Source organism: Natronocalculus amylovorans (assembly GCF_023638035.1).
Classification (GTDB): domain Archaea; phylum Halobacteriota; class Halobacteria; order Halobacteriales; family Haloferacaceae; genus Natronocalculus; species Natronocalculus amylovorans.
Genome location: NZ_JAKRVX010000001.1, coordinates 626,800 through 650,032, shown reverse-complemented (window position 1 = coordinate 650,032; position 23,233 = coordinate 626,800). Strand labels below are relative to the sequence as shown.

28 protein-coding genes are annotated in these 23,233 nt (G+C 52.8%); 21 read left to right on the top strand and 7 right to left on the bottom strand.

Going from position 1 to position 23,233, the window contains the following annotated elements; translation table 11 throughout:
* The first annotated feature begins 37 nt into the window (after window positions 1–37).
* The 4 genes from AArcSt2_RS03485 to hisB are packed head-to-tail and all read left to right on the top strand — an operon-like array spanning window position 38 to window position 4,897.
* Complete coding sequence (locus AArcSt2_RS03485; RefSeq protein WP_174652490.1) at window positions 38–1,708, top strand: type II/IV secretion system ATPase subunit; 1,671 nt, start codon at window positions 38–40, stop codon at window positions 1,706–1,708.
* 18 nt (window positions 1,709–1,726) lie between these two features.
* Window positions 1,727–3,466 (top strand): archaellar assembly protein FlaJ, encoded by a 1,740-nt coding sequence (gene flaJ, locus AArcSt2_RS03480; protein ID WP_250582920.1) that lies wholly within the window; start codon window positions 1,727–1,729, stop codon window positions 3,464–3,466.
* 54 nt (window positions 3,467–3,520) lie between these two features.
* Window positions 3,521–4,270, top strand: a complete 750-nt coding sequence (hisA, locus tag AArcSt2_RS03475) for a 1-(5-phosphoribosyl)-5-[(5-phosphoribosylamino)methylideneamino]imidazole-4-carboxamide isomerase (RefSeq protein WP_174652492.1) — start codon at window positions 3,521–3,523, stop codon at window positions 4,268–4,270.
* A 39-nt stretch (window positions 4,271–4,309) separates the two neighbouring features.
* Window positions 4,310–4,897: an imidazoleglycerol-phosphate dehydratase HisB gene (gene hisB, locus AArcSt2_RS03470; protein ID WP_250582918.1), complete on the top strand. Its 588-nt coding sequence runs from the start codon at window positions 4,310–4,312 to the stop codon at window positions 4,895–4,897.
* A 5-nt stretch (window positions 4,898–4,902) separates the two neighbouring features.
* Here hisB and AArcSt2_RS03465 read toward each other — a convergent pair whose 3' ends face one another.
* Window positions 4,903–5,382, bottom strand: coding sequence for a GNAT family N-acetyltransferase (locus tag AArcSt2_RS03465; protein ID WP_250582916.1), 480 nt, complete (start codon window positions 5,380–5,382; stop codon window positions 4,903–4,905).
* Between the two features lie 112 nt (window positions 5,383–5,494).
* On the opposite strand from AArcSt2_RS03465, the gene trpY reads away from it, so the two are divergent.
* Genes trpY through AArcSt2_RS03445 form a run of 4 tightly spaced genes read left to right on the top strand, consistent with a single transcriptional unit; the run spans window position 5,495 to window position 9,260 of the window.
* A complete protein-coding gene (gene trpY, locus AArcSt2_RS03460) occupies window positions 5,495–5,995 on the top strand; it encodes a TrpY family transcription regulator (RefSeq protein ID WP_174652495.1) in 501 nt (166 codons plus the stop codon).
* Between the two features lie 56 nt (window positions 5,996–6,051).
* Complete coding sequence (locus tag AArcSt2_RS03455) at window positions 6,052–6,480, top strand: hypothetical protein (protein WP_250582914.1); 429 nt, start codon at window positions 6,052–6,054, stop codon at window positions 6,478–6,480.
* Between the two features lie 31 nt (window positions 6,481–6,511).
* A complete protein-coding gene (locus tag AArcSt2_RS03450) occupies window positions 6,512–7,150 on the top strand; it encodes an IMPACT family protein (protein ID WP_174652497.1) in 639 nt (212 codons plus the stop codon).
* Between the two features lie 49 nt (window positions 7,151–7,199).
* A complete protein-coding gene (locus tag AArcSt2_RS03445) occupies window positions 7,200–9,260 on the top strand; it encodes a S9 family peptidase (protein ID WP_250583145.1) in 2,061 nt (686 codons plus the stop codon).
* Between the two features lie 114 nt (window positions 9,261–9,374).
* Here AArcSt2_RS03445 and upp read toward each other — a convergent pair whose 3' ends face one another.
* Together upp and AArcSt2_RS03435 are read right to left on the bottom strand one after the other, a co-directional pair.
* On the bottom strand, window positions 9,375–10,052 hold the full coding sequence (gene upp / locus AArcSt2_RS03440; RefSeq protein ID WP_174652498.1) for a uracil phosphoribosyltransferase: 678 nt from the start codon (window positions 10,050–10,052) through the stop codon (window positions 9,375–9,377).
* 58 nt (window positions 10,053–10,110) lie between these two features.
* Window positions 10,111–10,323: a DUF8107 family protein gene (locus AArcSt2_RS03435; protein ID WP_174652499.1), complete on the bottom strand. Its 213-nt coding sequence runs from the start codon at window positions 10,321–10,323 to the stop codon at window positions 10,111–10,113.
* A gap of 59 nt (window positions 10,324–10,382) precedes the next feature.
* Here AArcSt2_RS03435 and AArcSt2_RS03430 point away from each other — a divergent pair, with 59 nt between their 5' ends.
* The 3 genes from AArcSt2_RS03430 to AArcSt2_RS03420 all read left to right on the top strand — a co-directional run bounded on the left by AArcSt2_RS03430 (window position 10,383) and on the right by AArcSt2_RS03420 (window position 11,401).
* The gene (locus tag AArcSt2_RS03430) at window positions 10,383–10,697 is read left to right on the top strand and encodes a hypothetical protein (protein ID WP_174652500.1); all 315 of its coding nucleotides are present in this window, start codon (window positions 10,383–10,385) and stop codon (window positions 10,695–10,697) included.
* A gap of 19 nt (window positions 10,698–10,716) precedes the next feature.
* Complete coding sequence (locus AArcSt2_RS03425) at window positions 10,717–11,121, top strand: SRPBCC family protein (protein WP_174652501.1); 405 nt, start codon at window positions 10,717–10,719, stop codon at window positions 11,119–11,121.
* Window positions 11,122–11,191: 70 nt separating this feature from the next.
* On the top strand, window positions 11,192–11,401 hold the full coding sequence (locus tag AArcSt2_RS03420; RefSeq protein ID WP_250582912.1) for a zinc-ribbon domain-containing protein: 210 nt from the start codon (window positions 11,192–11,194) through the stop codon (window positions 11,399–11,401).
* Between the two features lie 6 nt (window positions 11,402–11,407).
* Here AArcSt2_RS03420 and AArcSt2_RS03415 read toward each other — a convergent pair whose 3' ends face one another.
* Window positions 11,408–12,685 carry a CobW family GTP-binding protein gene (locus AArcSt2_RS03415; protein ID WP_250582910.1) on the bottom strand — a complete coding sequence of 426 codons (1,278 nt, stop codon included), beginning with the start codon at window positions 12,683–12,685 and terminating at the stop codon, window positions 11,408–11,410.
* Window positions 12,686–12,790: 105 nt separating this feature from the next.
* Here AArcSt2_RS03415 and AArcSt2_RS03410 point away from each other — a divergent pair, with 105 nt between their 5' ends.
* From AArcSt2_RS03410 to AArcSt2_RS03400, 3 genes are all read left to right on the top strand, one after another.
* Entirely contained in the window at window positions 12,791–13,087 is a 297-nt protein-coding gene (locus AArcSt2_RS03410) for a DUF7990 family protein (RefSeq protein WP_174652504.1), read from the top strand.
* 3 nt (window positions 13,088–13,090) lie between these two features.
* Window positions 13,091–14,041 carry an ArsA family ATPase gene (locus AArcSt2_RS03405; protein WP_174652505.1) on the top strand — a complete coding sequence of 317 codons (951 nt, stop codon included), beginning with the start codon at window positions 13,091–13,093 and terminating at the stop codon, window positions 14,039–14,041.
* Between the two features lie 185 nt (window positions 14,042–14,226).
* Entirely contained in the window at window positions 14,227–16,074 is a 1,848-nt protein-coding gene (locus tag AArcSt2_RS03400; RefSeq protein ID WP_174652506.1) for a carbon starvation CstA family protein, read from the top strand.
* A 106-nt stretch (window positions 16,075–16,180) separates the two neighbouring features.
* On the opposite strand, the gene AArcSt2_RS03395 is transcribed toward AArcSt2_RS03400, so the two are convergent.
* Window positions 16,181–16,840 carry a DUF8052 family protein gene (locus AArcSt2_RS03395; RefSeq protein WP_250582908.1) on the bottom strand — a complete coding sequence of 220 codons (660 nt, stop codon included), beginning with the start codon at window positions 16,838–16,840 and terminating at the stop codon, window positions 16,181–16,183.
* A complete protein-coding gene (locus AArcSt2_RS03390; protein ID WP_250582906.1) occupies window positions 16,833–17,213 on the bottom strand; it encodes a cupin domain-containing protein in 381 nt (126 codons plus the stop codon). The genes AArcSt2_RS03395 and AArcSt2_RS03390 overlap by 8 nt, the downstream gene beginning before the upstream one ends.
* Before the next feature lie 123 nt (window positions 17,214–17,336).
* Here AArcSt2_RS03390 and AArcSt2_RS03385 point away from each other — a divergent pair, with 123 nt between their 5' ends.
* From AArcSt2_RS03385 to AArcSt2_RS03360, 6 genes are all read left to right on the top strand, one after another.
* A complete protein-coding gene (locus AArcSt2_RS03385) occupies window positions 17,337–17,567 on the top strand; it encodes a DUF8007 family protein (RefSeq protein ID WP_174654508.1) in 231 nt (76 codons plus the stop codon).
* Between the two features lie 71 nt (window positions 17,568–17,638).
* Complete coding sequence (locus tag AArcSt2_RS03380; RefSeq protein ID WP_174652508.1) at window positions 17,639–18,340, top strand: DUF5828 family protein; 702 nt, start codon at window positions 17,639–17,641, stop codon at window positions 18,338–18,340.
* A gap of 1 nt (window position 18,341) precedes the next feature.
* Entirely contained in the window at window positions 18,342–18,590 is a 249-nt protein-coding gene (locus AArcSt2_RS03375) for a DUF8001 family protein (RefSeq protein ID WP_250582902.1), read from the top strand.
* A 65-nt stretch (window positions 18,591–18,655) separates the two neighbouring features.
* Window positions 18,656–19,024 (top strand): helix-turn-helix domain-containing protein, encoded by a 369-nt coding sequence (locus AArcSt2_RS03370; RefSeq protein WP_250582900.1) that lies wholly within the window; start codon window positions 18,656–18,658, stop codon window positions 19,022–19,024.
* Between the two features lie 65 nt (window positions 19,025–19,089).
* Entirely contained in the window at window positions 19,090–20,376 is a 1,287-nt protein-coding gene (thrC, locus tag AArcSt2_RS03365; RefSeq protein ID WP_174652511.1) for a threonine synthase, read from the top strand.
* A 72-nt stretch (window positions 20,377–20,448) separates the two neighbouring features.
* A complete protein-coding gene (locus AArcSt2_RS03360; protein ID WP_250582898.1) occupies window positions 20,449–20,826 on the top strand; it encodes a hypothetical protein in 378 nt (125 codons plus the stop codon).
* 6 nt (window positions 20,827–20,832) lie between these two features.
* Here the strand turns inward: AArcSt2_RS03360 and serA are convergent, their stop codons facing one another.
* On the bottom strand, window positions 20,833–22,419 hold the full coding sequence (gene serA / locus AArcSt2_RS03355) for a phosphoglycerate dehydrogenase (protein ID WP_174652513.1): 1,587 nt from the start codon (window positions 22,417–22,419) through the stop codon (window positions 20,833–20,835).
* Window positions 22,420–22,562: 143 nt separating this feature from the next.
* On the opposite strand from serA, the gene serB reads away from it, so the two are divergent.
* On the top strand, window positions 22,563–23,213 hold the full coding sequence (serB, locus tag AArcSt2_RS03350; protein WP_250582896.1) for a phosphoserine phosphatase SerB: 651 nt from the start codon (window positions 22,563–22,565) through the stop codon (window positions 23,211–23,213).
* Window positions 23,214–23,233: the final 20 nt, after the last annotated feature.

The following is a 23,233-nucleotide window of genomic DNA, read 5'->3' as shown; positions in this document are numbered from 1 at the left end:
TCGGTTCTAAATATTAGAGAAGGAACATACTTGGGTTATGACGGATCAAGGCAAACCAAAACCATCAAACGAACTGAAGCAGATCGCGATGCAACGACCGCATCTCAGAGAGCATCTGCTGAAGTTCAAACAGATTACTGGTGAGTTTCCGTTACTTGTTGAAGATCCAGGCGATTATGAAGTCCGTCGCCCGAACGTTCTCTACCCCGTTGGTGGGCCTATCTACTGTCATATATACGGTGACGTTGGGCAAGATACGAAGTACTATGCTGTTGAACCAACGCTCTCGGAGGATGAATCAATCATTCTCGAACAGGTTAAACGAAAACTGCTCTCGATGAGTGGCCACCGAAGTGCACCCGAAGATGAAGCCGGATACGACGACCTTATTGAAGAACTGCTTGAGGATGTCACCTTCATCAATGACGGGAACACAACTTTTTACGATCGGGTCAAACACCTGTGGAACTTCGGCAAAATCGAAGTTTCTCGACAGACCTACAACAGTATCCGATACCGGCTTAACCGGGATATCGTCGGTCTTGGTCCGCTTGAACCAGTTATGCGTGACCCAGAGAATGAGGATATTCACGTCATTGGCCCGAAAGAGTGCCACGTCGATCACGGAACGTTTGGTATGCTTGAAACAACCATTGATTTCGGAACACCGGCGGAGTTCGATAGCTGGCTCCGAAATATGGGTGAGCGGATCGGAGACCCGGTTTCGGACTCTGATCCGATCGTTGACTCGACACTCCCGGATGGCTCTCGTATCAACATCATCTACTCGGATGATGTCTCGATCAAAGGGTCATCGCTCACGATCCGTCAGGGAGAGGAAGTGCCGCTATCGATCAATCAGATCACGAACTGGGGGACGCTCAGCCCAGAGCTGGCAGCGTATCTGTGGCTCTGTTTGGAGAACGAACAGACCGTGTTCGTTGTGGGAGAGACCGCATCCGGAAAAACAACGACGCTCAACGCCATCCTCTCGTACATTCCAAACGATTCGAAGATCTACACCGCAGAGGACACCGCGGAGGTCCTCCCACCACACAACACGTGGCAGCAGCTGTTGACTCGTGAGGGTGGTGGCGAGGATTCAAGCGAGGTTGATATGTTCGACCTTGTTGCAGCCGCGCTCCGTTCACGTCCTGACTACATTATTGTGGGGGAGGTTCGTGGTGCAGAGGGTCGGATGGCATTCCAGGCAGCCCAGACAGGTCACCCTGTTATGTTGACGTTCCACGCATCCGATATTGTCTCAATGATCCAGCGTTTCACAAGCGATCCGATCAACGTTCCAGAAACGTTCATGGATAACGCAGATGTAGCACTGTTCCAGAACCGTGTCAAGCAGGGTGATAAAGTGCTTCGCCGTGTGACAAGCGTGCAAGAAATCGAGGGGTACTCGAAAGAGATGGACGGTGTTGTTACCCGTGAAGTCTTTTCGTGGGATCCAGTCGAGGACGAGATTGTCTTCCAAGGAATGAACAACTCCTACGTGCTCGAAGAGCAGATCGCAACACTGCTTGGATACGCAGACACTCGAGACATCTACGATGATCTCCAGTTCCGTGCGGAGCTAACTGAGCGAATGATTCAGGAAGGTATACTGGGCTATCACGAAGTCAACGAAGCGATCAACGCATACCAACGCGATGGCGTTGAAGGATTACCATTCACCATGGCTCGATCACAATTTTAGCCGCCCGTTCTAACATCTATGTCTTCAGCACAGAAAATCACGTCACAGATCAACACTGCGCTCTCATTTCTTGGCGACCTCCTCGCTTCATACGACAAATTGGAGATCTCAAAGCGACGGTATGTGCTGTTGTTCCTGTTTCCCTCGCTGTTGTTCTTCATCGGGTCAGTTGCGCTTGCCGTAGTACTTCCAGTTCCGCTTGCGATTCAGCTCCCGATCCCGCTGCTTGGCTTGTTAATTTTCACAAGCGCAGTTATTTATCCAAAAATCTATGTAAGCCAGCGACGGATCCAGATCGAAAACCAGTACCATCTGGTGATGACACACATGACTGTCCTTTCGACAACAAATATCGATCGGATGGAAGTGTTTCGGACGCTTGCGCGCGAAGAAGAGTATGGTGTGCTCGCTGAGGAAATCGGCCGTGTTGTCCATCTGGTGGATACGTGGAACCAAAGTCTGGATGACGCACTTCGCCGCCGTGCTCAAGAGGTTCCGAGTAAAGCGCTTGCGGACTTTTTTGAGCGGCTTGGATACACCCTCGGTGCGGGACAGGAGCTTCGTGAGTTCCTGTTTAACGAACAGGAAGTAATGATCGAAAATTACATTACGATCTACGAGGGCGCGCTTCGGAATCTCGAAGTGATGAAGGAGCTATACATGTCGATGATTCTCTCGATGACGTTTGCGCTCGTGTTTGCGATCGTCCTTCCGATCCTTACGGGGGTCAATCCAACCCTGACAGTCGCCGGCGTGATTACGATGTTCGTCTTTGTTCAAACTGGCTTCTTTTTTGTTATTCGGACCATGTCACCGTACGATCCGGTGTGGTACTTCCCTGAGAACCGATTTTATGACAACCGTGGTCTGTGGGGTTCGCTGTTTATCGGCGCATTTGGGTCGATGGCGCTTATTATTTTCATGGGCCTCGGCTTTGTTGGAATCGGACCGGGACTTCCGGGGTTGTTGTTTTTCCTTGACAGCGTCCCACTCCCACTATACATTGCTGTGCCAGTGACACCCCTTCTTGTCACTGGTATTGTGATGCGCCGCGAGGAGCGGCTGATTCACGAACGTGACGATCAGTTCCCGAGTTTTATTCGTGCGCTGGGTGCTGCAGAGACCGCAAAACAGAGCACAACCTCAAACGTGCTCGAAACGCTTCGAACCAAAGACTTTGGCGGGTTGACGCCGGGAATCAACCGTCTGTACCGACGGCTAAAAATCCGGCTAAGCCCAGACCAAGCATGGTCGGAGTTCTCCACAGAGAGCAAGTCCTATCTGATGCAAAAGTTCAGCGAGATGTACCTTGTCGGCCGGCAGATGGGTGGAAGCCCAAAGCAGTTAGGTGAGCTGATTAGCCGAAATATGAACACCGTAAATCAGCTCCGACTCCAACGAAAACAAGCCACAACCACACTGATCGGATTGCTCTACGGTATCACTGCCGCTGCAACGTTCGCATTTTTCATCGGCTTGGAGGTCGTGAATATTCTTAAAGAACTCTCCAGTGATCTCACCGCAGAGCAGTTTGATTTTGGCCGGATTATCTATGCTGGTGTCTATGACATTCCGGTCATTGAGTACCTATTGCTCCTCGTGATTCTGTTTAACGCCGCACTTTCCGCACTCATGATCCGATCGATCGACGGTGGAAACAAAGCAACCGCATACATCCACTTTGTGCTCATGACATGGCTTGGCTGTCTAACCGCGATCGGTACCCGGATTGTGGTGGATGCAATCCTGTCTATCTAACGGTTTGCTGCTCGAATCAGCGGCTTTTAGCAATCGACTACCTATCTATCAGATATGACTCCCCACTTCCCAACATTTGAAGTGATTCCTGCAGTTGATGTGCAAGACGGAGAGGTTGTCCAACTGGTCCAGGGCGAACGTGGCACCGAAAAACGGTATGGAGATCCCGTTTCGGCGGCAACTGACTGGGTCGAACAGGGTGCAGCAACGCTCCATCTCGTCGACCTTGATGGAGCGTTCGAGGGTGAGCGGGTAAACAAAGCGGCGTTTGAGGCTGTTATCGACTCCGTTTCTGTTCCGGTACAGATCGGCGGTGGTATTCGTACTGCCGAAGATGCATTTGAACTGCTTGAACTTGGCGTCGATCGCGTTATTCTTGGGACGGCCGCGATCGAAAATCCGGATATTGTCGAAACAATAAGCGAAGAGTACCCAGACACGGTCACGGTGAGTCTTGACGCAAAAGACGGGGAAGTTGTCGTCTCCGGCTGGACCGAAAAAACAGGGCTTGATCCAGCAGCCGCAGCGAGCCGGTACGAAGCACTCGGTGCAGGTGCAATTCTGTTCACCGATGTCGATGTGGAAGGCCAACTTGAGGGAGTCAACACCGAACTTGTCTCTCGTGTCTGTGACGCGGTTTCGATCCCAGTAATCGCAAGCGGTGGTGTTGCAACGATCGACGACATCATCGCACTCAAAGATGCGGGTGCCGCAGCAGTCGTAGTTGGAACCGCACTGTATGAGGGTACATTCACATTGGAAGACGCGCTTTCAGCGGTCGAACGCGAGGCCGGTTCCGCATAGAGCGTAATCACCTTACGGTTTGGCTGTGTGAGTGTAGCCATGACCGATCGCAACGCGGCAGTCTCTCGAGAAACAGCAGAGACAACAATTGATGTGACATTGGTGATTGATGGTTCCGGTGAGTCGAAGATCGACACCGGAATCGGCTTTTTTGATCACATGCTTACGGCGTTTGCCAAACACGGGCTGTTTGATCTCACAGTCCAGTGTGATGGCGACCTCCACATCGATGATCACCACACTGTCGAAGATGTGGCGATCGTGCTTGGTGAGGCGTTTGATGAGGCGCTCGGTGACAAACGCGGTATTGTTCGCTACGCCGATCGGCGAGTCCCGCTTGATGAGGCCGTTGCATCCGTTGTTGTGGATGTCAGCGCCCGCCCGTACTTTGTTTTCAACGGCGAGTTCTCTCAGTCATATGTCGGTGATTTCACGAGCGATATGGCGAGACACTTTGCGGAGTCGCTCGCGATGAATGCTGGACTCACGCTCCATGTTGATATCGTTGGTGAGAATGCCCACCACGAGATCGAAGCGATGTTTAAATCGCTCACGCGTGCGCTTGACGATGCAACACGGATTGACGATCGGCGAAGCGACACACCAAGTACGAAAGGTGCATTATAAACAGGCTACAACGTCTTTTCAAGCGTTGGGACGTCGTAGTCGTGGTCTTCGAGTTCATACACGTCAACAACCTCATAGCCGCGCTTTTCATACATTTCAAGCAGATACGGATGTCCCGTATAGCTCCGGATCCGGAACCGATCCCAGCCCGCATCTTTGATCCACTGTTCGCCCTCCGCAAGCAACGCACCTCCAATTCCATTTCCTTTGTAGGAGTCATGCACTGCGAGCCGACAGAGCTCAAGGACGTCCCAGTATGATTTTGTTTGGATCTTACACGCACCGACGATCGCCCCCTCGCACTCTGCCACAAGCATGACTTCAGCCGTCTCAAGCCACTCGCACATCTCCGCTGCGGTCACGTCGTATGCACCGGTTTCGTAGCCGAGTTCAACAATCTCCGTATAGGCACTGTGGTAGATCTCAGCAAGTCGATCGGCATCCGAAACAGTCGCCTCTCGAAATGTCACGTCGGAGGGGTCCATTACTGTCTACTCACGGTGGTGGCAAAAGATAACAACGGTTCCGGAACGATCGACCGCAGTAGCTGAGAGATCCGCAGAATTAAGCCACCGCCAGCACGAACAACGCCAACAGATGTTTGATGAGATCATGGAGAAGTTCGAAGGCAGCCCAAGCCAGCAAGCGGTGATTCGGCTGCTGTTGGAGCGTGGCTTTTCTGTCAATGAGGAGGGCCGTGTTGTCTCCGGGGGGATCGAAATTCCGTTTACCGGGATTGCCAGAGAGATTGACGTTGATCGCCGCGTTGTCGACTCAACAACCGATGCGATCCTGTCGGACCCGGAGCTCAAACGAATCTTTCAGAACATCTCCTCGATTCCGAGTCTGATGGACCTTGCACCCGTGCTTGATCTGGCCGTACTCACTGTGGAAGTCGCAGCGGCGGATGAATCCGGTATTGTTTCGGAAGTTACCTCCCTCATTGCAAACCACGGCATTTCGATCCGCCAAGTTATCAGCGAAGATCCGGAGTTTACGGATGAGCCAAAGCTGTACGTGATTACCGACGATCCAATCCCGGGCAATCTTTTGGTCTCAATTCGATCGCTTCCGTTTGTTCGTCGTGTTGAGTTTTAAAACTGAACCGGCACAAATCGAAACGACTGTTTGTCAACCCGACGAATCAACGGACAGTGACCCGACGCGAAACGCTGTTGAACGTTGTTGGTGTGCAGGCAGCACTCATTACCGCGGCAGCACACCTGCTGTGGCTCTATCCACAGCTCTCATGGTCCCTTCTGACCGGTGCTGTCACTGACGTTCGGCCATACCTTTTTCTCCTCGCATCGACCGTCCTAGTTAGCGGCTCAGTTGCAGTGTTCAACGGAGCCCACTACAGACGGCTATACGCGCTGTTGATCGGGACGCTTGGCTCGCTTTGTGTCGGATTCATCCTCTGGGAAGGAACAAACACCCTTGCCGCGCTTGCGGGTGAACCGCTTGCAACGGTTGCGAAAGGAGCCGAAATCATCGGTATTCTCGCTTTTTCAGGGTTGTACTGGCTGCATCATCCCGATCGATATGGGCCGGATGTCGCGTCGAAACCCGACCCCGATCGGTAGCCATTACACGTATCCAATCATACGTGCGTGTGTGACAGACCCAGAACCGTTTACCACCGTCTCAAAGCGAGCATCAGCCCGCTTTGAGATTCGGGGCTCTGAGTTTATTGGCTACATTGCACCTGTTGATACTGTGTCGGAGGCTGAAGCATTCATTGCGGAGATCAACGAGCAACATGCTGATGCAACACACAACGTTCCAGCCTATCGTGTTCCGGCTGGAAACGCCTCAAGCGCACGGCCTGGGGACGGCTCGGTAATGATTCGTGAGTGGTGTAGTGATGATGGTGAACCATCAGGCTCCTCCGGCAAGCCAGCCCTCAACGTCCTCACTCAACAGGACATCAGAAACGTTGCTGCCGTCATCACTCGGTACTATGGTGGGACGAAGCTCGGAGTGGGAGGCCTCGCACGCGCGTACTCGCGAGGTGTGAAAGAAGCGATCGCCGCAGCCGGAACAGTCGAAAAAATCCCGCATGAACGGTTTACCGCGCAAGTCGAGTATGACGATTCCGGGACGGTCCGTGGGATTCTTGAATCAACTGGGGTGACGTTCGATGCACAGTATGAGTCGACCGTCAGCTTCGAGGTACGGGTGCCGATCGACGAAGCCGCCACACTACGCGAACGGCTCCGTGACGCCACAAGCGGTCGAGTCAAACTCGCCTGACCATTTCCGGCTTCCGACGCTTTTTCACGGCACCGGTCAACAACGAACCATGGAGCCAATTTCGGCCACAGAGTATCACGATATTGCGAAGCCTACATCTCCTGCGGTCTCCCCGGACGGTGATCTTGCTGCATTCGTTCGCCAACAGCCGGATGACGACGAATCATACAACGGGACGATCTACACTGTACCCGTTGATGGGAGCGATGGACCAACACAGTTCACTGCCAGCGATGGCGTTGACAGCCAGCCAACGTGGAGTCCAAGCGGCGATCGGCTTGCGTTTGTCTCCACACGTGGCGGCGATGACGATCGCCCACAGCTGTGGGTCCTCCCACGACATGGCGGGGAGGCCAGACAAATAACAAACGTTCCAGGCGGCGTCCAACAGATTCAGTGGTCACCTGCTGGCGATCGGATCGCATTCATTCAATCGACAACTGAATCCGAACGCGAAGCTGGGCTCGATCTGGATATCTCCGATGAGGAGGAGTACGAACGCGAAACGCCTGATCCAAGGGTGATCGATCGGCTCATCTACCGACAGGCGGCCAGCTACATTGATGGAACACGGAGCCATCTCTACGTCGTCGACCTTGAGACTGCGCTCGACGGTGATAAGCATGGCATCTCACGACTCACCGATGGTGCGTACGACCATGGCTCGCCAGCATGGAGCACAGATGAGACGCTCTACTACGTCTCAAAGCGAGAGGATGACCCTGATGACAACGTTATTGTCACCATCTTTGCCTACGACCTCCCCGCAGAGACGGAGACAGAGGTCCACCAAACGACCGGGTGGGTCGCAGAGATCGCAGTAACGGCAGACGATCGGATTGCGTACCCGCGAACGCCCGAAGATGCAGCGACGCTTAAACAGACAGAGCTTGAGGTGTTCGATCGAACTGCGGATACGGTCTCTGTGCTTACCGATGGGATCGATCGAACGGTTACCCCTGGCGGCTTCATGTGGGGCTCAGCCGAAGAGAAAGTCTACTTTGTGACTCCAGATGAAGGCCATAACGCACTTCGATCGGCTCCTGGTGACGGGGCTGTTGACCCAACGACGCAGATTCGAAATGGGACGCTTACCGAGTTCGATATTAGCAATGGGTCGATCGTCTTTGCGAAAAGCGAGTGGGACCATCCGGGCGATCTGTTCTGCGCACCGATCGGCGGAGGCGAAGAAACGAGACTCACGGAACTGAACGCGGCGTATCTTACCGACAAGGCCATCCAAGAGCCGGAGGAGCTTCGATATGAGAGCGAGGATGGCGAGGTTGAACTTCACGGCTGGTTCCTGACCCCGCCGGAGTTTGATCCCGACGAATCGTATCCCCTCGTTGTCGAGATACACGGTGGTCCACACGCAATGTGGTCAACATCCGGAACAATGTGGCATGAGTTCCAGACACTGGCCGCTCGTGGCTACTGTGTGTTCTGGTCAAATCCACGCGGCTCAACCGGCTACGGCGAGGCGTACGCGGCCGCGATCGAACGCGATTGGGGCGAACTCACAATGAGCGACGTGATGGCTGGTGTGGACGTTGTCGCCGACCGTGACTACGTCGATACCGACAATGCATTCGTCACTGGCGGCTCGTTTGGTGGGTTTATGACTGGCTGGATCGTCGGCCACACAGACTTTTTCAGCGGTGCTGCCGCACAGCGTGGGGTGTATGATCTCTCCTCGTTCTACGGCTCAACAGATGCATTCAAATTGATTGAGTTTGACTTTGGCACCACACCATGGGAGGAACCCGAGTTCCTTTGGGACGAGTCTCCGGTTGCGTATGCCGATTCCGTAGATACACCAACGCTCGTTATCCACGCGGACAACGACTTCCGTGTCCCGGTCAACAACGGCGAGATGTTCTATCTGTTTTTGAAAAAGAACGGGGTCGAGACGCGATTAGTCCGCTATCCGCGCGAAGGCCACGAACTCTCACGATCGGGTGAGCCAGGCCATGTTGTCGATCGGATCGAGCGTATCGCCCGCTGGTTTGATGGCTACTCCGAACATCATGATGCCCCACGCGCACTCGATCGCGGTGATGACGGATTAACCAGTGGTGAAACGAACGAGAACGAAGACACAGACCAATAGCGACCACCAGAGTCATATATACCACTCCAAGGGTTGATTTACGTGGAACTTCTGTTCCCGTCAGACGATACTACTGCATGCGGTTTTCGAGTTGAAGAAAGGGGGTTCAGTTCGTTATTTTGTCCGGAATGCTCTGTCGCCTGCATCACCGAGACCAGGGACAATGAATCCGTCATCGTTGAGATACTCATCAATGGAGACGGTGAGCAGATCGGCCTCTGGGAACGCCTCTGAGACGCGGAGCAAACCATCCGGGGCCGACACTGCAGAGAGCACAAAGAGGTTCTCGTATCCGTCTGCTTCGCTTAGGACGTGTTCAAGTACGGTACACATCGTTGAACCTGTTGCAAGCATCGGGTCAGCTACGATCACGGTATCCTTTTCGGTGATCTCAGGCAGTTTCACGTAGTCGATCGTAATTGGGAACTCGCCATCTTCGTTCATGCCTGCGGCTTCATCACGGCCTGCTGAAATGACGCCCTGCTTTGCACGTGGAAACGCCTTTAAGAGCCCTTCAACGAACGGCGTTGCGGCACGGAGTACGTTGACAATCACAACGTCATCAAGTCCTTTGACACGCTCACCGGTTGTTTCCTCAAGCGGTGTTGTGACTGGGACGTACTCGGTGTCCATTGCGCCATCAATGATCTCGTAGCCGGCGATTCGACCGAGCTTGACGAGGCCTTTCCGGAATGCAACCTGTTCGGTTTCGACGTCTCTGAGTCTCGATAGCGTATCTTTTGCGAGTGCGTGCGTGATGAGATACGCGTTATCGCGGTCTTCGATCGGCATTACTCAATACGCGGGCGGCCGACCAAATAAAGGCCTTCATACGCGTGCGATCCTGTGATTAGGGCTGAATCATCAGATATGCGATTGAAAAGAGAACGATCGCTGCGGTGACGACATTCAAAAGCGAGTACTCAATAAATCCAACATAGTCCAGCCCCCATACCAGTGTGTTACCAAACATAATTGATAACAGCACATTGAGCGCGATGAATACGCGAAAATCACCCTTCGATTCGTTGATCGCGTCGCCAAACCCGCCTTTATCGCTCATAGCACTCCTCTTATTCGATCGAACTTAGCTTCTTTGCCATTGAGTCACAATGATGTGGTATGGCACTCACCAATCGCGATGGCGTGCCCGTCGATCCTGTGCCGTGTTTCGTCGTTATCGGACTCGCTGCAATGGTGTTGCTTTCGTTCGGGCCGATCTACGGAACCGCCTTTGGCCTCTCAATCCGGACTGGCATCATTATCTCCGGTGCGTTGACAGTCGTCGCCGCTGGTTTGAGCTACTATCGGATGATCTGGCTCTTTGATCCGGTTCACGAGGCCGAACTTACCGGCGAAACCAGGCTTCGGCGCTTGATTTACTTGATGGCAATCTTGATCGCGGTTGCGCTGCTGCTTACGATACCCCTTTTATGATTGACGAGTAGACATTCCCATGCGCGAAGTCAGCGTCTCGCGGTTTGTTCGGGCAACCACCGAAGAGCTGCAGCGTGAACTCACACCCGCACGGATTGTCCAGTATGAGGGCAGCTTTGATGCCACAAGCGTCGAACCAGACGGTGACGGCACGATTGTCACCGCTGAAAAGCGTGGCCTGAGTTTTCAGCTCCGATTTGAGCCACAGGAGAATGGCTTCTACTACACACAGGTTGGCGAGATGGGCCCATTTGAGGAGATGGAGACCTGGCTCACGATGAAACGAAAGGATGATGGGAGCGTTGTCACTGTCCGATCGGCCGTTGACCTTGGAATTCCACTCCCCGGAACAGGCCGATTTGCCGCATGGAAGCGAAAAGGCGAACTCAAACGCCTGCTCGATCGCCTTGCAGACGATCACTAATCCGCAACGGCTGTGCATTCTAGACGGACAACCGAACGAGCGTTTTTATCCTACAGCGTAACCCACGAATATGACCCTTGTTACCACAATAAAATCGCTGTTACTGAGTCCGGCCTCAACCGTCAAACGGGATGAACAGCCGATTGGCGCATACTGGTGTTACGACTGCTCCGAACGGATTGCTGCGAAAGACACTGAAACTGATTCCCCGCCCTGTCCATCATGTGGTGATGCGATGGAGCTTGAGCGATCGGCTGGTACGGCTAGCTGTGCGTGCTAGCTCAAGCTACGACTCTGCAAGCGGTGGCTCTCGAAGCGTGACTGTCTCTTCTGGCGCGGTTGGGAAGCGGCTGTCTTCCATCTCTGTCTCGGGTGACACGAGTGCGTCTACAAGCGCTTCTCGAAGCGACTCCTCGTTGAGGTCGGTCCCAATAAAAACGAGCTCGGTCCGTCGATCGCCAACTGCCGCATCCCACTGGAGGTTCGGCCGATTCGATCGGTACAGATCTTGGTCGATCTTTGGAAGCGACGCAACCCACGGCCCAAGCGACTGCATATAGGCTGATGGCCCGGCTTGGCTAAATGTGAGTTTCATCTCATTTCCCGCGACCCAACAGGTGCCTTTCGATCGGACGATACCGGTGGGAAGCGTTGAAAGGATCTCGTATAGCCGGTCGGCATCGAACGGCTGCTTCGATCGGAAGGTAAACGAACGCACACCGTACACTTCGTCCGGGTGTTTGTGATCGTGGTGGTCGTGATCATGTCCATCCACCTCATGGTTATGGCCGTGCCCGTGACTGTGATCGTGCGTCTGTTCGTCCTCGCCGACGTCATGTTTTCCGTCTGCAAGAAGCTGCTTCCATCCTGCCAACTCAGCCATCGGCTTCATCGAAAAGCGTTCAGTGTGAAGCAGTTTCTCGGGATCGATCGCAGATTTCACTGTCTGGTGAATAACTGCATCTGGTTGGAGCGTAGAGACAAGTGCAGACGCCTCCGTAATCTCTTCGTCAGTACAGAGATCACACTTGTTCAACAGCACAATATTCGAAAACTCGATCTGTTCGATCACCAGATCCGAGAGCGGCCGTGTCTCTTCATCCCCATCTTGCGGCTGCCGCTCTGGAACGTCTACCCCTGAGAACATATCAATAAAGAACCGCGTATCGACGACTGTCACGAGCGCATCAATATCATACAATGCTGCAACCCGAGACTCCGTGGTAAAGAGCCGAGCGATCGGCGCTGGCTCGCTAATTCCAGACGACTCAACGACAAGGTGATCGAAATCCCGATCGCGCGCGAGCCGGACGACCGCGGCGTTGAGATCATCCTGTAGCTCACAACAGATACAGCCGTTTGAAAGCTCAGCAACGCCATCATCAGCGGTCAGCTCGGATGAGTCGTTGATGAGATCCGCGTCAATATTCACTTCACCCATATCGTTAACCAACACCGCGATGTCTCGATCGCCAGCGTTCCGAAGAAGATGATTCAAAAGCGTTGTTTTGCCCGCACCAAGGCTCCCACTGAGCACGGTCACCGGAATAGTCTCACGCGTCATACTCGAACAGTGCAGACCTATGCTATTTAAGATCATGATATTTGATGGTCAGTGCCATGTGAACCCGACACGCTTTTTTTACCACCAGCACGTGCATGTAAAACAATGACACTTGCCGCACGGATCGAACGGACAAAAGCGATCCTTGAAGAGTGGCTCAGAGGGCTCTATCACGGGATGATCTCGCACCCTGCCTACGAGAAGATTGAAAAAGAGGCAGAAGATATTGAGGACACATTTATGCTTGCATGTTTCCCGGATGCGTTTGGGATTCCATCGCCAATCTCGTATTACACCGCAGAGCTGCTCCCATATCTCGAAAACGAGTTTGAGTCCTGGGAGCGGCGGATGTGGGATCGACAATCGCTCATCGAACGAAAAGGCCACCAGTACCACTTCTAATCTATGGAAAAATTTGTCTTCTTCGGCGGGAAAGGCGGTGTTGGAAAGACGACCGTTTCGTGTGCGTACGCGCTCAAATGTGCCCGAAACGGACTCGAAACGCTCGTTGTCTCAACTGATCCTGCACACAGCACAACTGACGTATTCGATCAGCCCTTTAGCGACGAGCCAACGCCAGTTACAGGCGAAGCGCATCTCTCCGCAATGGAAATCGACCCCGAAGACGAGGTGATTCGACATCTTGACGAGATTCGATCGGATCTCTCTGCACAGGTCAGCGCCTCGATGGTCAATGAGATCAACCGACAGGTTGAGATGGCACACCAAACGCCGGGTGCCTACGAATCCGCGCTCTTTGATCGATTCGTTGACGTAATGAAGAACTCCGAAGCGTACGATCGCGTCGTCTTTGATACGGCTCCAACTGGGGGGACGCTCCGACTTCTCGGACTGCCGACATTCCTTGAGGGCTGGATCGAGCGGCTTGCACACAAACGCCGCCAGAGTATTGACCTGTTTGAAAAGGCAGCGATCGGAAACATGGAGCCACGCCGAATTATGGACGGTGATCCAGTACTTGAACGACTCCAACAGCGCAAAGAGTTCTTTGAATATGCTGGTGAGACGCTCAGAACAGATGCGGCGTTCTTTCTTGTCTTTAATCCCGATCAGCTCTCAGTCAACGAAACAAAGCGAGCTATTGATGGGATGGATGACAGAGATCTCGCGGTTCGAGGGCTGGTTGCGAACAAACTCACACCGGAACCCGATGCGGACGAGAACGGCCGCGGTGCCCGATTCCTTCGTGATCGTGTCGCGACCGAAAATGAGCGGCTCTCTCAGGTACGATCGGAGTTTGCCGTCCCTCTCATTGCCGAGATTGAAACACGAACGAAAGAAGTCAAAGGTGACATTCTTGGTGATGTTGCTGCTGCGCTTGCAGTTGATCTATAACGCCGGAGATATTTCTCTCTCGTATTTGGTTAGAAATTAAGTATTTCTGGCCATCAGTAATGATCATATGTTTCTTACGATGTGGATAACCCAGGGCTATTGAGGCATTTTTTACTCCTACTTCAGCGTATAACACGAACCTTTATGTGAGATATGTACACATGGTGCGATTGAGGTAGCGTCACATGACACAAGTAATTTGGATCGTCCTTGCTGTACTGGCTACATTTAGTGTGGGGTATCTTAGCTACTCAAAATACCTCTCCCGGTTCGTCGAACTTGACGACGACAATGAGACGCCAGCGCACAAGTACGAAGATGGACAAGAATATGTACCGGCGAAGAAGCCGGTCTTATTGGGGCACCACTATTCGAGTATTGCGGGCGGCGCACCGATCGTTGGACCGATCACGGCGGGTGCAATCTGGGGATGGCTTCCGGCTTTGCTCTGGATTGCGATCGGAAATCCACTGATGGGTGCGGTTCACGATTTTGTATCGCTTTCCGGCAGCCTTCGACACGAAGGAAAATCGATCGGATACATCGTCGGCGAATACGTTGGTGAGCGCGGGAAGAACCTCTTGTTGTGGTTCGCGTTCCTAACGATCATTCTCGTCGTTGCAGTGTTCGCACTCGTTGTGGCGATCGTGTTTAATGCGTTCCCACAAGTCACAACCGCGAGCTTCGTCTACATCGCGCTTGCGTTCATATTTGGTGTGTACCTGTACCAACTGAATGGGCCATTTATTCCGGGCACAATCCTCTTTGTCGGGGGTGTCTTTGCCGGTGTGTGGCTCGGTATTGAGTTCCCATTCGCACTCTTCCCAGGTGACTACCCAGCAGGAACTGCTGTGTTGTTCTCCGGCGGTGGTGAGTGGATTCCTGGTGCAGCGGAACTTGGCGTTAACACTGCTGCATGGGTTCCAATCATCATGCTCTATGGTGCGCTCGCAAGTGCGCTTCCAGTTTGGGTGCTGTTGCAACCACGTGATTACCTCTCATCGTTCCTCCTGTACACGGGTGTTGGTGGAGGTATTCTCGCAATCATTGTCGGGACGATCTTTGCAAGCTCATCGCAGCCGCTTGTCGTTGATTCGTCGATCCCGATGTTCCACGGGTTCTGGGGTGCTGAAGGGTTATTAGTCCCGCTTTTCCCAATCCTCTTTATCACGATCGCCTGCGGGACAATCAGTGGATTCCACTCGCTTGTCTCCTCAGGGACAACATCGAAACAGCTCAATAAAGAAAGCGATGCACGGCTTATTGGATACGGTGGCATGCTTGGTGAGGGACTCCTCGCCGCGCTTGCGCTTTCGACACTCGCCGTAGCAGGGTTCGCTGCTGACGCAGCCGCTGGTGGTATCGGTGGTGCATTGCCGAACTTCGCAACCGGTGGTGGAATTATCCTCACAAGCTTCGGTATCCCAACGTCTGTCGGTGCGCCATTTATGGCGCTCGTCCTTGTGAGCTTCCTGCTTACATCGACTGACACTGCGGTTCGACTTGGCCGATACATGATGGAAGAGATCGTTGGCACACCTGCTGGCGCAAGCGATAGTGGTCTGTCCGCAGATCCAAAATCGCTCGTACGTGGTCGATACACCAATCCGATCGTCCAAATTCTCCCTGCATATATCCTTGTCTCCTCCGGGCAGTGGGTGACGCTTTGGGCACTGTTCGGCGGTGCAAACCAGCTGCTTGCAGCGCTTGCACTCCTGACTGCAACAATCTGGCTTGCAAACTGGGACGACACAAAACAACTCATCAGTACCGGTGCACCAATGGCTGTGATGGTAACGATTACTATCCTCGGGCTGTCGTGGTTGATCTTCTATGATAACCTCTACGTAAATATCATCCAAGGTGAGGCAGCAACAACAATCGCACTCGCATCGAGTGTCGTCCAGATGGTGCTTGCTGCCACGCTAATCTACTTGGCACTCTCGTTGGTAAAAATTGGCTATGGAAACATCCAACGGGTCCGTCGTAACAAAAGTGCGGTTGCGACAGATGGAGGTGAGTCCGAAGACTAAAGAGTACGATTCACAGACGAGTCGTTGAACTGTCAGTCCCTGCGCTACTCTACTCTATTCTCTACTCCACCAAACACTACCCTCACTGAGCAACGGCGATCGCCCGTTATTTCCAAAACCGGTGGGCGATCCGGGAGAAAATCCCCTGTTTTTGCGGTGCAATATGCTCCCAAAGCGTACACGCTTCGATTGCATCCGCATTCATACTTCCAACTGCAGTCTCGCTCTCTGGGTCAACAACAATGAGATTGATTTCGTAGTGCCCGTAGTACCCAAACTTCAGCAGGTTTCGATCGTGGAACCCTGAGACAAGTGATCGAACGTCGTCAGTGATTGATTCAGTGACCAAAATAAACGTGAAATCCGTCCCAAAGTGCTCCTCATCGGCAATAATCCACTCGTCTGCGAGGGTGTGACCCAATTCAACGAATCGCTGCACGTCGCTCACTCGAAGCGACGGAACACGCTTTCCAAAAAGATACTCCTCGGTGTTATGATTCGCATAATTGAGTGCTGGGTGGACAAACTGCTTTTGAATCTCCATCCGAAGTTCGCCATAGAGATCAAATCGTTCTCCACCGACGCGATGGTCCTTTTCGAGGTCGTAGTTGTACATGAGCCGATCGCTCACTCGATCGAAGTACTCATTTTCCCACGTCGGGACTGCGTCAACGATCTCATCCGGGAGTGCCTCCGGTGGAACTGCATCGCTACCGCTACCAGACTCATTCTCACTACCACCTTTGCTGGCTGCATTTTCACTCATTGGCTGGCTCGTATGGAACTGCATCACCTGACACTGCTGGTGCTCCAAGTGCGAGGACAGTCACATCGGTTGCTGCGTCGGCTGGATTGTAGGCTCGATGGGGACTCTCCGAATCTGCGACAAACAGTGATCCAGCACTCACGGTGATGTCTGTTTCGGGTGTTTCGACCGATAGCGTCCCTGAAAGCACGTAGAACGCCTCCTCTTGTTCTTCGTGATAGTGGTATGCAAGTGGTATCTGCTCACCCGGAGCGGCTCGAAACTGATTGAGTGCAACCGAAGATAGCTGTGCTGGCTCGCTGAGCCGTCGAAGCTCACAGGGCCGATCGCCAGTCGGCTCGACTGTCTTCGGATCCACGATTCGATATCCCATGCGTGTTTCTACCATGGTGCACTCAAAAATCCGTCGACAGCGATTGCTACTGGTCCCTAACAAATCGGACCCACCGGGACAACGATTATCATGCGTTAGCACGTAGTGATGGTACGATCAAGAATGGGTTCAAAAAACACAGAGGCGTGCGGCCGCTGTTCGATGACAACCGTTATTGACGCCGTAAGCAGTGATGATGAGGAGTCCCAATCGCGCCGTGATCCGTTTAATGGCGATCGAATTGAGGTTGATGAGGATCAGATTCGACGGATCTCACCTGCGGCCTGGATTGGTGGCATAACGGAACGAATCGATACTGCAGCCACAAACTTTGTTTACGGTAACAAGCGGTGACCGCCCACGTGTGTGCGTACCAAACTCAGAGACGCTTATACCATAGTCCCACGTAGCGTACCCTCAACGAAATGGAAGAGAGCATCGCTGGCTTCAAAGAACGCGGCAGTTGGGGTGATGTCGTTGAACACGGTGAACGAGTCACTCAAGCACTGCGCGAACTTGGTATTGAGAGTGACGCCTTTGCGGAATGGGAAGAGTGGCGTCCAAAACCCCATGAACGGCTCAACAAAGACGTCAATAAAAAGACTGCAAAACAAGCAAGTGTCAATGAGGGCGAGGGTGAAAAGAAAGGTAAAAATGTTGGTGACGATCTCAAAACCGCTGGAGAAAAGCTCACAGAGTCGTATGAGAAAGTCGAAAACGGCGACAACGATGGCGCATTAAAACGCTGGGAAGAAACGATTGATTATGTCGCCAGAGCTGCGGACTCTGCTAGCCGAAAAGCAATTCGAAAAGTCGAAAATACGGTGTATCAGAACGTCATGACACAGCTTGCACCATACTATTTCGATAACGAACTCGTCAGTGCGAACATTCAAAAAACAAATCGTGGTCCGACAAGCGACGAGCAGTACTTTATTTTTGAAGTCAATATCAACGACGACACACTCAAAACACAGGTGTCCGAACTGCTTGGCGAATATGAGTCATCAATCGATCGTTGGCACGTGACCACAGAGAAAGAAACGGCCAACGTTGAAGCCGCAGAAGGTGTTGAACCACCGATAGAACCCGAACAAGACGATCAATCGAAGTTTACAATCAATTGAAATGGGACCAAAACCACCACTTTGCGTCCACGCCGGCGAGTGCAGTACTGACGAGATCGTTGCTGCATTAAACGAGGACCGGCGCGTCCGGATCACGGTTGAAATGATGGGTACTGAGCGAATTGTTACTCTTCGGCGAGACGGAAACACGTATTACTGTGATACGCCAACAAAACTGCTGAAACATACCGGCGAGACCGAAATTCGCAACTGCATTAAACGGATGGGATATGCTCGCCCTGATGAATGATTGCTCGCTGACACTCGTTTGCAGCGATACGGGGATTTAACGATGAGAGCGACATCAGTGTAGTTATGAGTGATACCCCAGAGATGGATGAGATTATTGGGGACCACGACCCGGACTTCAAACATGTCCTCTCGTGTGTATTTGGGATTCAAGATCATGAGAGCAGAACCTATCTCGTCTTATGTGATTATCCAGGAAGTACCGTTGCAGAGCTTGCAGACGTGCTCGATCGGGACCGATCGAATGTGAACCGATCGCTGACAACCCTTCTAAACAAAGGACTTGTCGAACGTGAGCGCCGGCTGCTTGATCCGGGTGGCTACGTCTATCAGTACACTGCCGTCCCACTGCCGGAGGCAAAAGAGATGCTTCACACAGCTCTCGATGAATGGGTTGACTCCGTCCATAATAAAATCGACGCGTTTGGCGAGTGAGGTAGGTGTCACAGCATCCGCCAACACCGACCGTCTTTTACTCATTGGAACCAACCAATCTTATAATGAGTTTGGCACTAACTGCGCCGGTACAAACAGAGCCGGCGTGTGCAGACGATGGTGTCTGGTTAGAGTGTATTGAATGCGGTGAGCAGTTTGCACCATTTGACGATATTCGATATACTTGTGACGAGTGTGATGGATTACTTGAGGTTCGATATGCGAACCCACCAACATTCGAGGAGTTTGGATCGGATGGGCGGGTCGAAACTGCACCCGATCGTGGTGTGTGGAGATATGCCGCCTCGCTCCCATTTGATGAAGGTATCTCACTACCCGAGGGAGATACGCCGCTACATGAGGTACCGCGGCTTCGTGAGTCGATCGGCGTGAACCGACTCCGCATCAAACATGAGGGGATGAACCCAACTGGTGCATTCAAAGATCGTGGGATGACCGTTGGCGTTCGAGTCGCCAAAGAGCTTGGCGTCGATCGGCTTGCGTGTGCATCGACCGGAAATACAAGCGCAGCCCTGGCCGCATATGGTGCACGCGGGGGGATGGAAACACTTGTACTTCTTCCGAAAGGAAAGGTTGCGGCTGGAAAGATTGCACAGGCGAGCCTGCACAATGCTCGAATCCTTGAGGTTGATGGTAATTTTGACTCCTGTCTCGATATTGTCCAAGATCTCGCTGCCCGTGGAGAGGCATATCTTCTCAATTCGTTGAATCCGTTCCGTCTGGAGGGCCAGAAGACGATCGGATTCGAGATTCTCGAAACGTTCTACGAAGACCATGGAAAATATCCCGACCGAATCGTCCTTCCGGTTGGCAACGCAGGTAACACCGCTGCACTATATAAAGCGTTCCGCGAACTTGTCCAAGCAGGCTCGCTTGATCCATCCGATGTGCCGAAACTGACTGGCGTGCAAGCAGAGGGTGCTGCACCGATGGTTGAAGCAATCCAAAACGGTGCTGACGAGGTCAAACGGTGGGAGCACGTCGAAACTCGTGCAACCGCAATCCGGATCGGAAACCCGGTTAATGCACCAAAGGCACTCCCTGGCGTTCGAAACACTGGTGGAACTGCGATTTCCGTCACTGATGATGAGATCACTCAAGCGCAACGCGATCTCGCTGCAGAGGGTGTTGGTGTTGAACCTGCATCTGCAGCCTCTGTTGCTGGCTTGCGAAAACTCGTTTCCGAAGGGATTGTTAGCACTGATGAAGACGTGGTCTGTCTCACAACCGGCCACCTACTGAAGGATCCAGATGCGGCATTTGCTGCTGGTGATGATCCAGAGCCAGTGCCAAACGACACTGATGCTGTCCTCGAACATCTCCACAGCTAACCAATCGGCAACTACTGCCGCATGACTACCGTCTGACGAGTCTTTTTGTATTCGTGTGACTATATAACATACATGTGGTCATCAGAACTCCCGACCGGAACGGTTAGCCCGGATCGAACCGGCGATCGCACTTACCCACTTGATCCATCAACTCCTGATGGAGTCGATACGCAGCCATACCCAACTCGATCGGAGCTCACAGCCGCAGCCCGTGACAGATCGCGTGCCGTTCGAGAAGCGAACCAGCTCCGAACACAAGTAAGCCTCCTTCGTGATGAACTCGATCGAGAACGTACCGAGCGAAGACAGGTTGTTGAACGCTACGAGTACCTACTCGCAGATGTCCAACGCACAAAAAACGAACCAAAACGGACCGCAGGTGTCTGTGAACGCATCGGCGCACACATTGATGCTGCATTCACGTCACTTCGAAATACCGTTCAACGGTAACTGCTGTTACTGATCGTCGAGCGTTATCTCTTTGACTTCGATAATCCGATCGTCAGAGAGCAACTCGTCACGAACGGCATCCGGTACTGACTGATCGAGGTTGTAGACGGTGAGTGCCTCCCCGCCGATCGTCTCGCGGGCATTGAACATCCCTGCAATATTGATGTCGTTGTTTCCAAGCACGGTTCCAATAAACCCGATGACTCCCGGTTTGTCATAGTTTCGTGCAACGAGCATGTGTCCGTACGGGATCGCATCGACGCGATAGCCATCAATGCGGACAATTCGTGGATCTTCGCCGGCAAAGAGCGTCCCACAGACGGAGAGCTCTTCGTCGCCATTTCTGACAGTTACAGTCACCAAACTCTGGAAGTCATCAGCTTGTCGGGTTTTAGACTCCGTCACTTCGATGCCGCGGTCCTTCGCAAGCTGTGGCGCGTTCACCGAGTTCACCTGCCACTCAAGCGGTGTGAAGACGCCTTTAAGTGCACTTGCTGTAAGCAGGTCAATCTCTTCAGCTGCGATATCTCCCTCATACAGCACTTCAATCTCCGTAATTCGTTTTCCAAGTAGCTGTGCGGCAACCTTTCCTGCGGTTTCAGCGAGCGGAATATACGGCTTGATTCGTGGGAATGCGGTCTCATCAACCGACGGTGCGTTGAGCGCGTTGAGAACCGGCTCCTGATTGAATGCTGCAATCAACTGCTCTGCGGTATCGATTGCAACGTTCTCTTGAGCCGCCTCCGTTGCAGCACCAAGATGCGGTGTGACAATGATATCGTCCACAGCAAGCAGTGGGGAATCTTCGGGTACCGGTTCTTCAGCGAATACGTCGAGTGCAGCGCCTTCGATCGTTCCGTTTGCAACTGCGTCGGCCAGTGCAGTTTCATCAACAATGCCACCACGGGCACAGTTGATAAGATAGCCACCATCCATTAGTTCCAACTCTTCTTTGGAGATCATGTTCTCTGTCTCCGGAAGCAGTGGCGTGTGAATCGTCACAAAATCAGCCTGTGCGAGACAGTCGCCGAGATCGTCGACGAGCGTTGCACCGAACTGTTGGGCGCGCTCTTGGGAAATGTATGGGTCAAATACAACAAGATCCATGCCAAGCGAGTCAAGCCGTTTTGCGACTTCTTGACCAACCCGTCCGAGACCAACAATACCGAGCGTTTTGTTGTTTACTTCGGTGCCAAGGTAGTCGGACTTTGCCCACTCCCCATCTTTGAGTCGAGCGTGTGCCTGTGGGATCGATCGTGCCACTGCGAACGCCATGGCAACGGTGTGCTCTGCTGCGGCACGAACGTTACCCTCGGGTGCGTTTGCAACAATAACACCGTGGTCAGTTGCTGCTTCGATGTCGATGTTGTCGACACCAATTCCAGCACGACCAACAATAATAAGCTCCGATGCGGCTTCGAACACCTCTTTTGTGACTTCCGTTCCCGATCGGACAATCAATCCATGTACGTCCGAAACTGCCTCAAGCAGTTCGTCTCCTTCGATTTCGTAATCGATCGTTACCTCGTAGCCTGCCTCACGTAACCGTTCGAGCCCCGCGTCGGCGACTGGGTCCGTGACGAGAACTTTCATGTCTGTACGGTCCGGTGGATGCCGGTTAAGGGTTTCCACGTCGGCCGAATATGTCTGTTAGAGACCCACACGCACCTGTTGCTGCGTTGATGTTCGTTGCCGAAATGATGCAGTTTCAAACCAGTTGCTGCATATACACAAATATGGCACTGATCGCCTTCGATTTCGATGGCACACTGTCGGATTCGGAAATGACTGTCCTTCTTGGAAAGCGACTGGGCGTTGCAGACGAGATGGCCGAGATTACAGAACAAGCAATGAATGATGAAATCAGCTACGCAGAGAGCCTCCGTAGCCGTGCAGAACTTCTGACTGGGCTTGATGAGCAGTTGGCAGAAGAGGCATATAGCGAAGTCAAACTCCGACCGTACGCTGGTGAACTCATTACCAGACTCCGTGCGGCAGGCCACACGGTTGCCATTCTTACTGGTGGGTTCGAGCGTGGCGTTGCAAAGGCGCTTGATGCAGCCGGTGCGGAAGTAGATGCAATTGTCAGCAATGCGTTGCCAATCGAGAATGGCGAGCTTACCGGTGCTGTCACTGGACCGCTCATTGAAGGAACCAAAGACGAACAGCTTGAAGCACTGGCCGAGCGTGAAGGTGTTGCGCTTGCAAGCACGATCGCCGTCGGAGATGGCGCAAACGATCTCCCGATGCTTGAGGTTGCGGGACTTGCAGTCGGGTTTATTCCAAAGCCAGCGGTTGAGCCGGCTTGTGATCTCACCGTTAGCTCCATGACTGAGCTTGAAGCAATCTTTGAAGATCGGCAACTGCTGGACGCAGACGACAGCTAATTCGGCCCGCGGATTTATTT

Excerpts from the sequence above, each read along its gene's own strand:
- AArcSt2_RS03485 (WP_174652490.1), top strand. The coding sequence starts at position 38 with ATGACGGATCAAGGCAAACCAAAACCATCAAACGAACTGAAGCAGATC.
- flaJ (WP_250582920.1), top strand. The coding sequence starts at position 1,727 with ATGTCTTCAGCACAGAAAATCACGTCACAGATCAACACTGCGCTCTCA.
- hisA (WP_174652492.1), top strand. The coding sequence starts at position 3,521 with ATGACTCCCCACTTCCCAACATTTGAAGTGATTCCTGCAGTTGATGTG.
- hisB (WP_250582918.1), top strand. The coding sequence starts at position 4,310 with ATGACCGATCGCAACGCGGCAGTCTCTCGAGAAACAGCAGAGACAACA.
- AArcSt2_RS03465 (WP_250582916.1), bottom strand. The coding sequence starts at position 5,382 with ATGGACCCCTCCGACGTGACATTTCGAGAGGCGACTGTTTCGGATGCC.
- trpY (WP_174652495.1), top strand. The coding sequence starts at position 5,495 with ATGTTTGATGAGATCATGGAGAAGTTCGAAGGCAGCCCAAGCCAGCAA.
- AArcSt2_RS03445 (WP_250583145.1), top strand. The coding sequence starts at position 7,200 with ATGGAGCCAATTTCGGCCACAGAGTATCACGATATTGCGAAGCCTACA.
- upp (WP_174652498.1), bottom strand. The coding sequence starts at position 10,052 with ATGCCGATCGAAGACCGCGATAACGCGTATCTCATCACGCACGCACTC.
- AArcSt2_RS03435 (WP_174652499.1), bottom strand. The coding sequence starts at position 10,323 with ATGAGCGATAAAGGCGGGTTTGGCGACGCGATCAACGAATCGAAGGGT.
- AArcSt2_RS03430 (WP_174652500.1), top strand. The coding sequence starts at position 10,383 with ATGGCACTCACCAATCGCGATGGCGTGCCCGTCGATCCTGTGCCGTGT.
- AArcSt2_RS03425 (WP_174652501.1), top strand. The coding sequence starts at position 10,717 with ATGCGCGAAGTCAGCGTCTCGCGGTTTGTTCGGGCAACCACCGAAGAG.
- AArcSt2_RS03420 (WP_250582912.1), top strand. The coding sequence starts at position 11,192 with ATGACCCTTGTTACCACAATAAAATCGCTGTTACTGAGTCCGGCCTCA.
- AArcSt2_RS03415 (WP_250582910.1), bottom strand. The coding sequence starts at position 12,685 with ATGACGCGTGAGACTATTCCGGTGACCGTGCTCAGTGGGAGCCTTGGT.
- AArcSt2_RS03410 (WP_174652504.1), top strand. The coding sequence starts at position 12,791 with ATGACACTTGCCGCACGGATCGAACGGACAAAAGCGATCCTTGAAGAG.
- AArcSt2_RS03405 (WP_174652505.1), top strand. The coding sequence starts at position 13,091 with ATGGAAAAATTTGTCTTCTTCGGCGGGAAAGGCGGTGTTGGAAAGACG.
- AArcSt2_RS03400 (WP_174652506.1), top strand. The coding sequence starts at position 14,227 with ATGACACAAGTAATTTGGATCGTCCTTGCTGTACTGGCTACATTTAGT.
- AArcSt2_RS03395 (WP_250582908.1), bottom strand. The coding sequence starts at position 16,840 with ATGAGTGAAAATGCAGCCAGCAAAGGTGGTAGTGAGAATGAGTCTGGT.
- AArcSt2_RS03390 (WP_250582906.1), bottom strand. The coding sequence starts at position 17,213 with ATGGGATATCGAATCGTGGATCCGAAGACAGTCGAGCCGACTGGCGAT.
- AArcSt2_RS03385 (WP_174654508.1), top strand. The coding sequence starts at position 17,337 with ATGGGTTCAAAAAACACAGAGGCGTGCGGCCGCTGTTCGATGACAACC.
- AArcSt2_RS03380 (WP_174652508.1), top strand. The coding sequence starts at position 17,639 with ATGGAAGAGAGCATCGCTGGCTTCAAAGAACGCGGCAGTTGGGGTGAT.
- AArcSt2_RS03375 (WP_250582902.1), top strand. The coding sequence starts at position 18,342 with ATGGGACCAAAACCACCACTTTGCGTCCACGCCGGCGAGTGCAGTACT.
- AArcSt2_RS03370 (WP_250582900.1), top strand. The coding sequence starts at position 18,656 with ATGAGTGATACCCCAGAGATGGATGAGATTATTGGGGACCACGACCCG.
- thrC (WP_174652511.1), top strand. The coding sequence starts at position 19,090 with ATGAGTTTGGCACTAACTGCGCCGGTACAAACAGAGCCGGCGTGTGCA.
- AArcSt2_RS03360 (WP_250582898.1), top strand. The coding sequence starts at position 20,449 with ATGTGGTCATCAGAACTCCCGACCGGAACGGTTAGCCCGGATCGAACC.
- serA (WP_174652513.1), bottom strand. The coding sequence starts at position 22,419 with ATGAAAGTTCTCGTCACGGACCCAGTCGCCGACGCGGGGCTCGAACGG.
- serB (WP_250582896.1), top strand. The coding sequence starts at position 22,563 with ATGGCACTGATCGCCTTCGATTTCGATGGCACACTGTCGGATTCGGAA.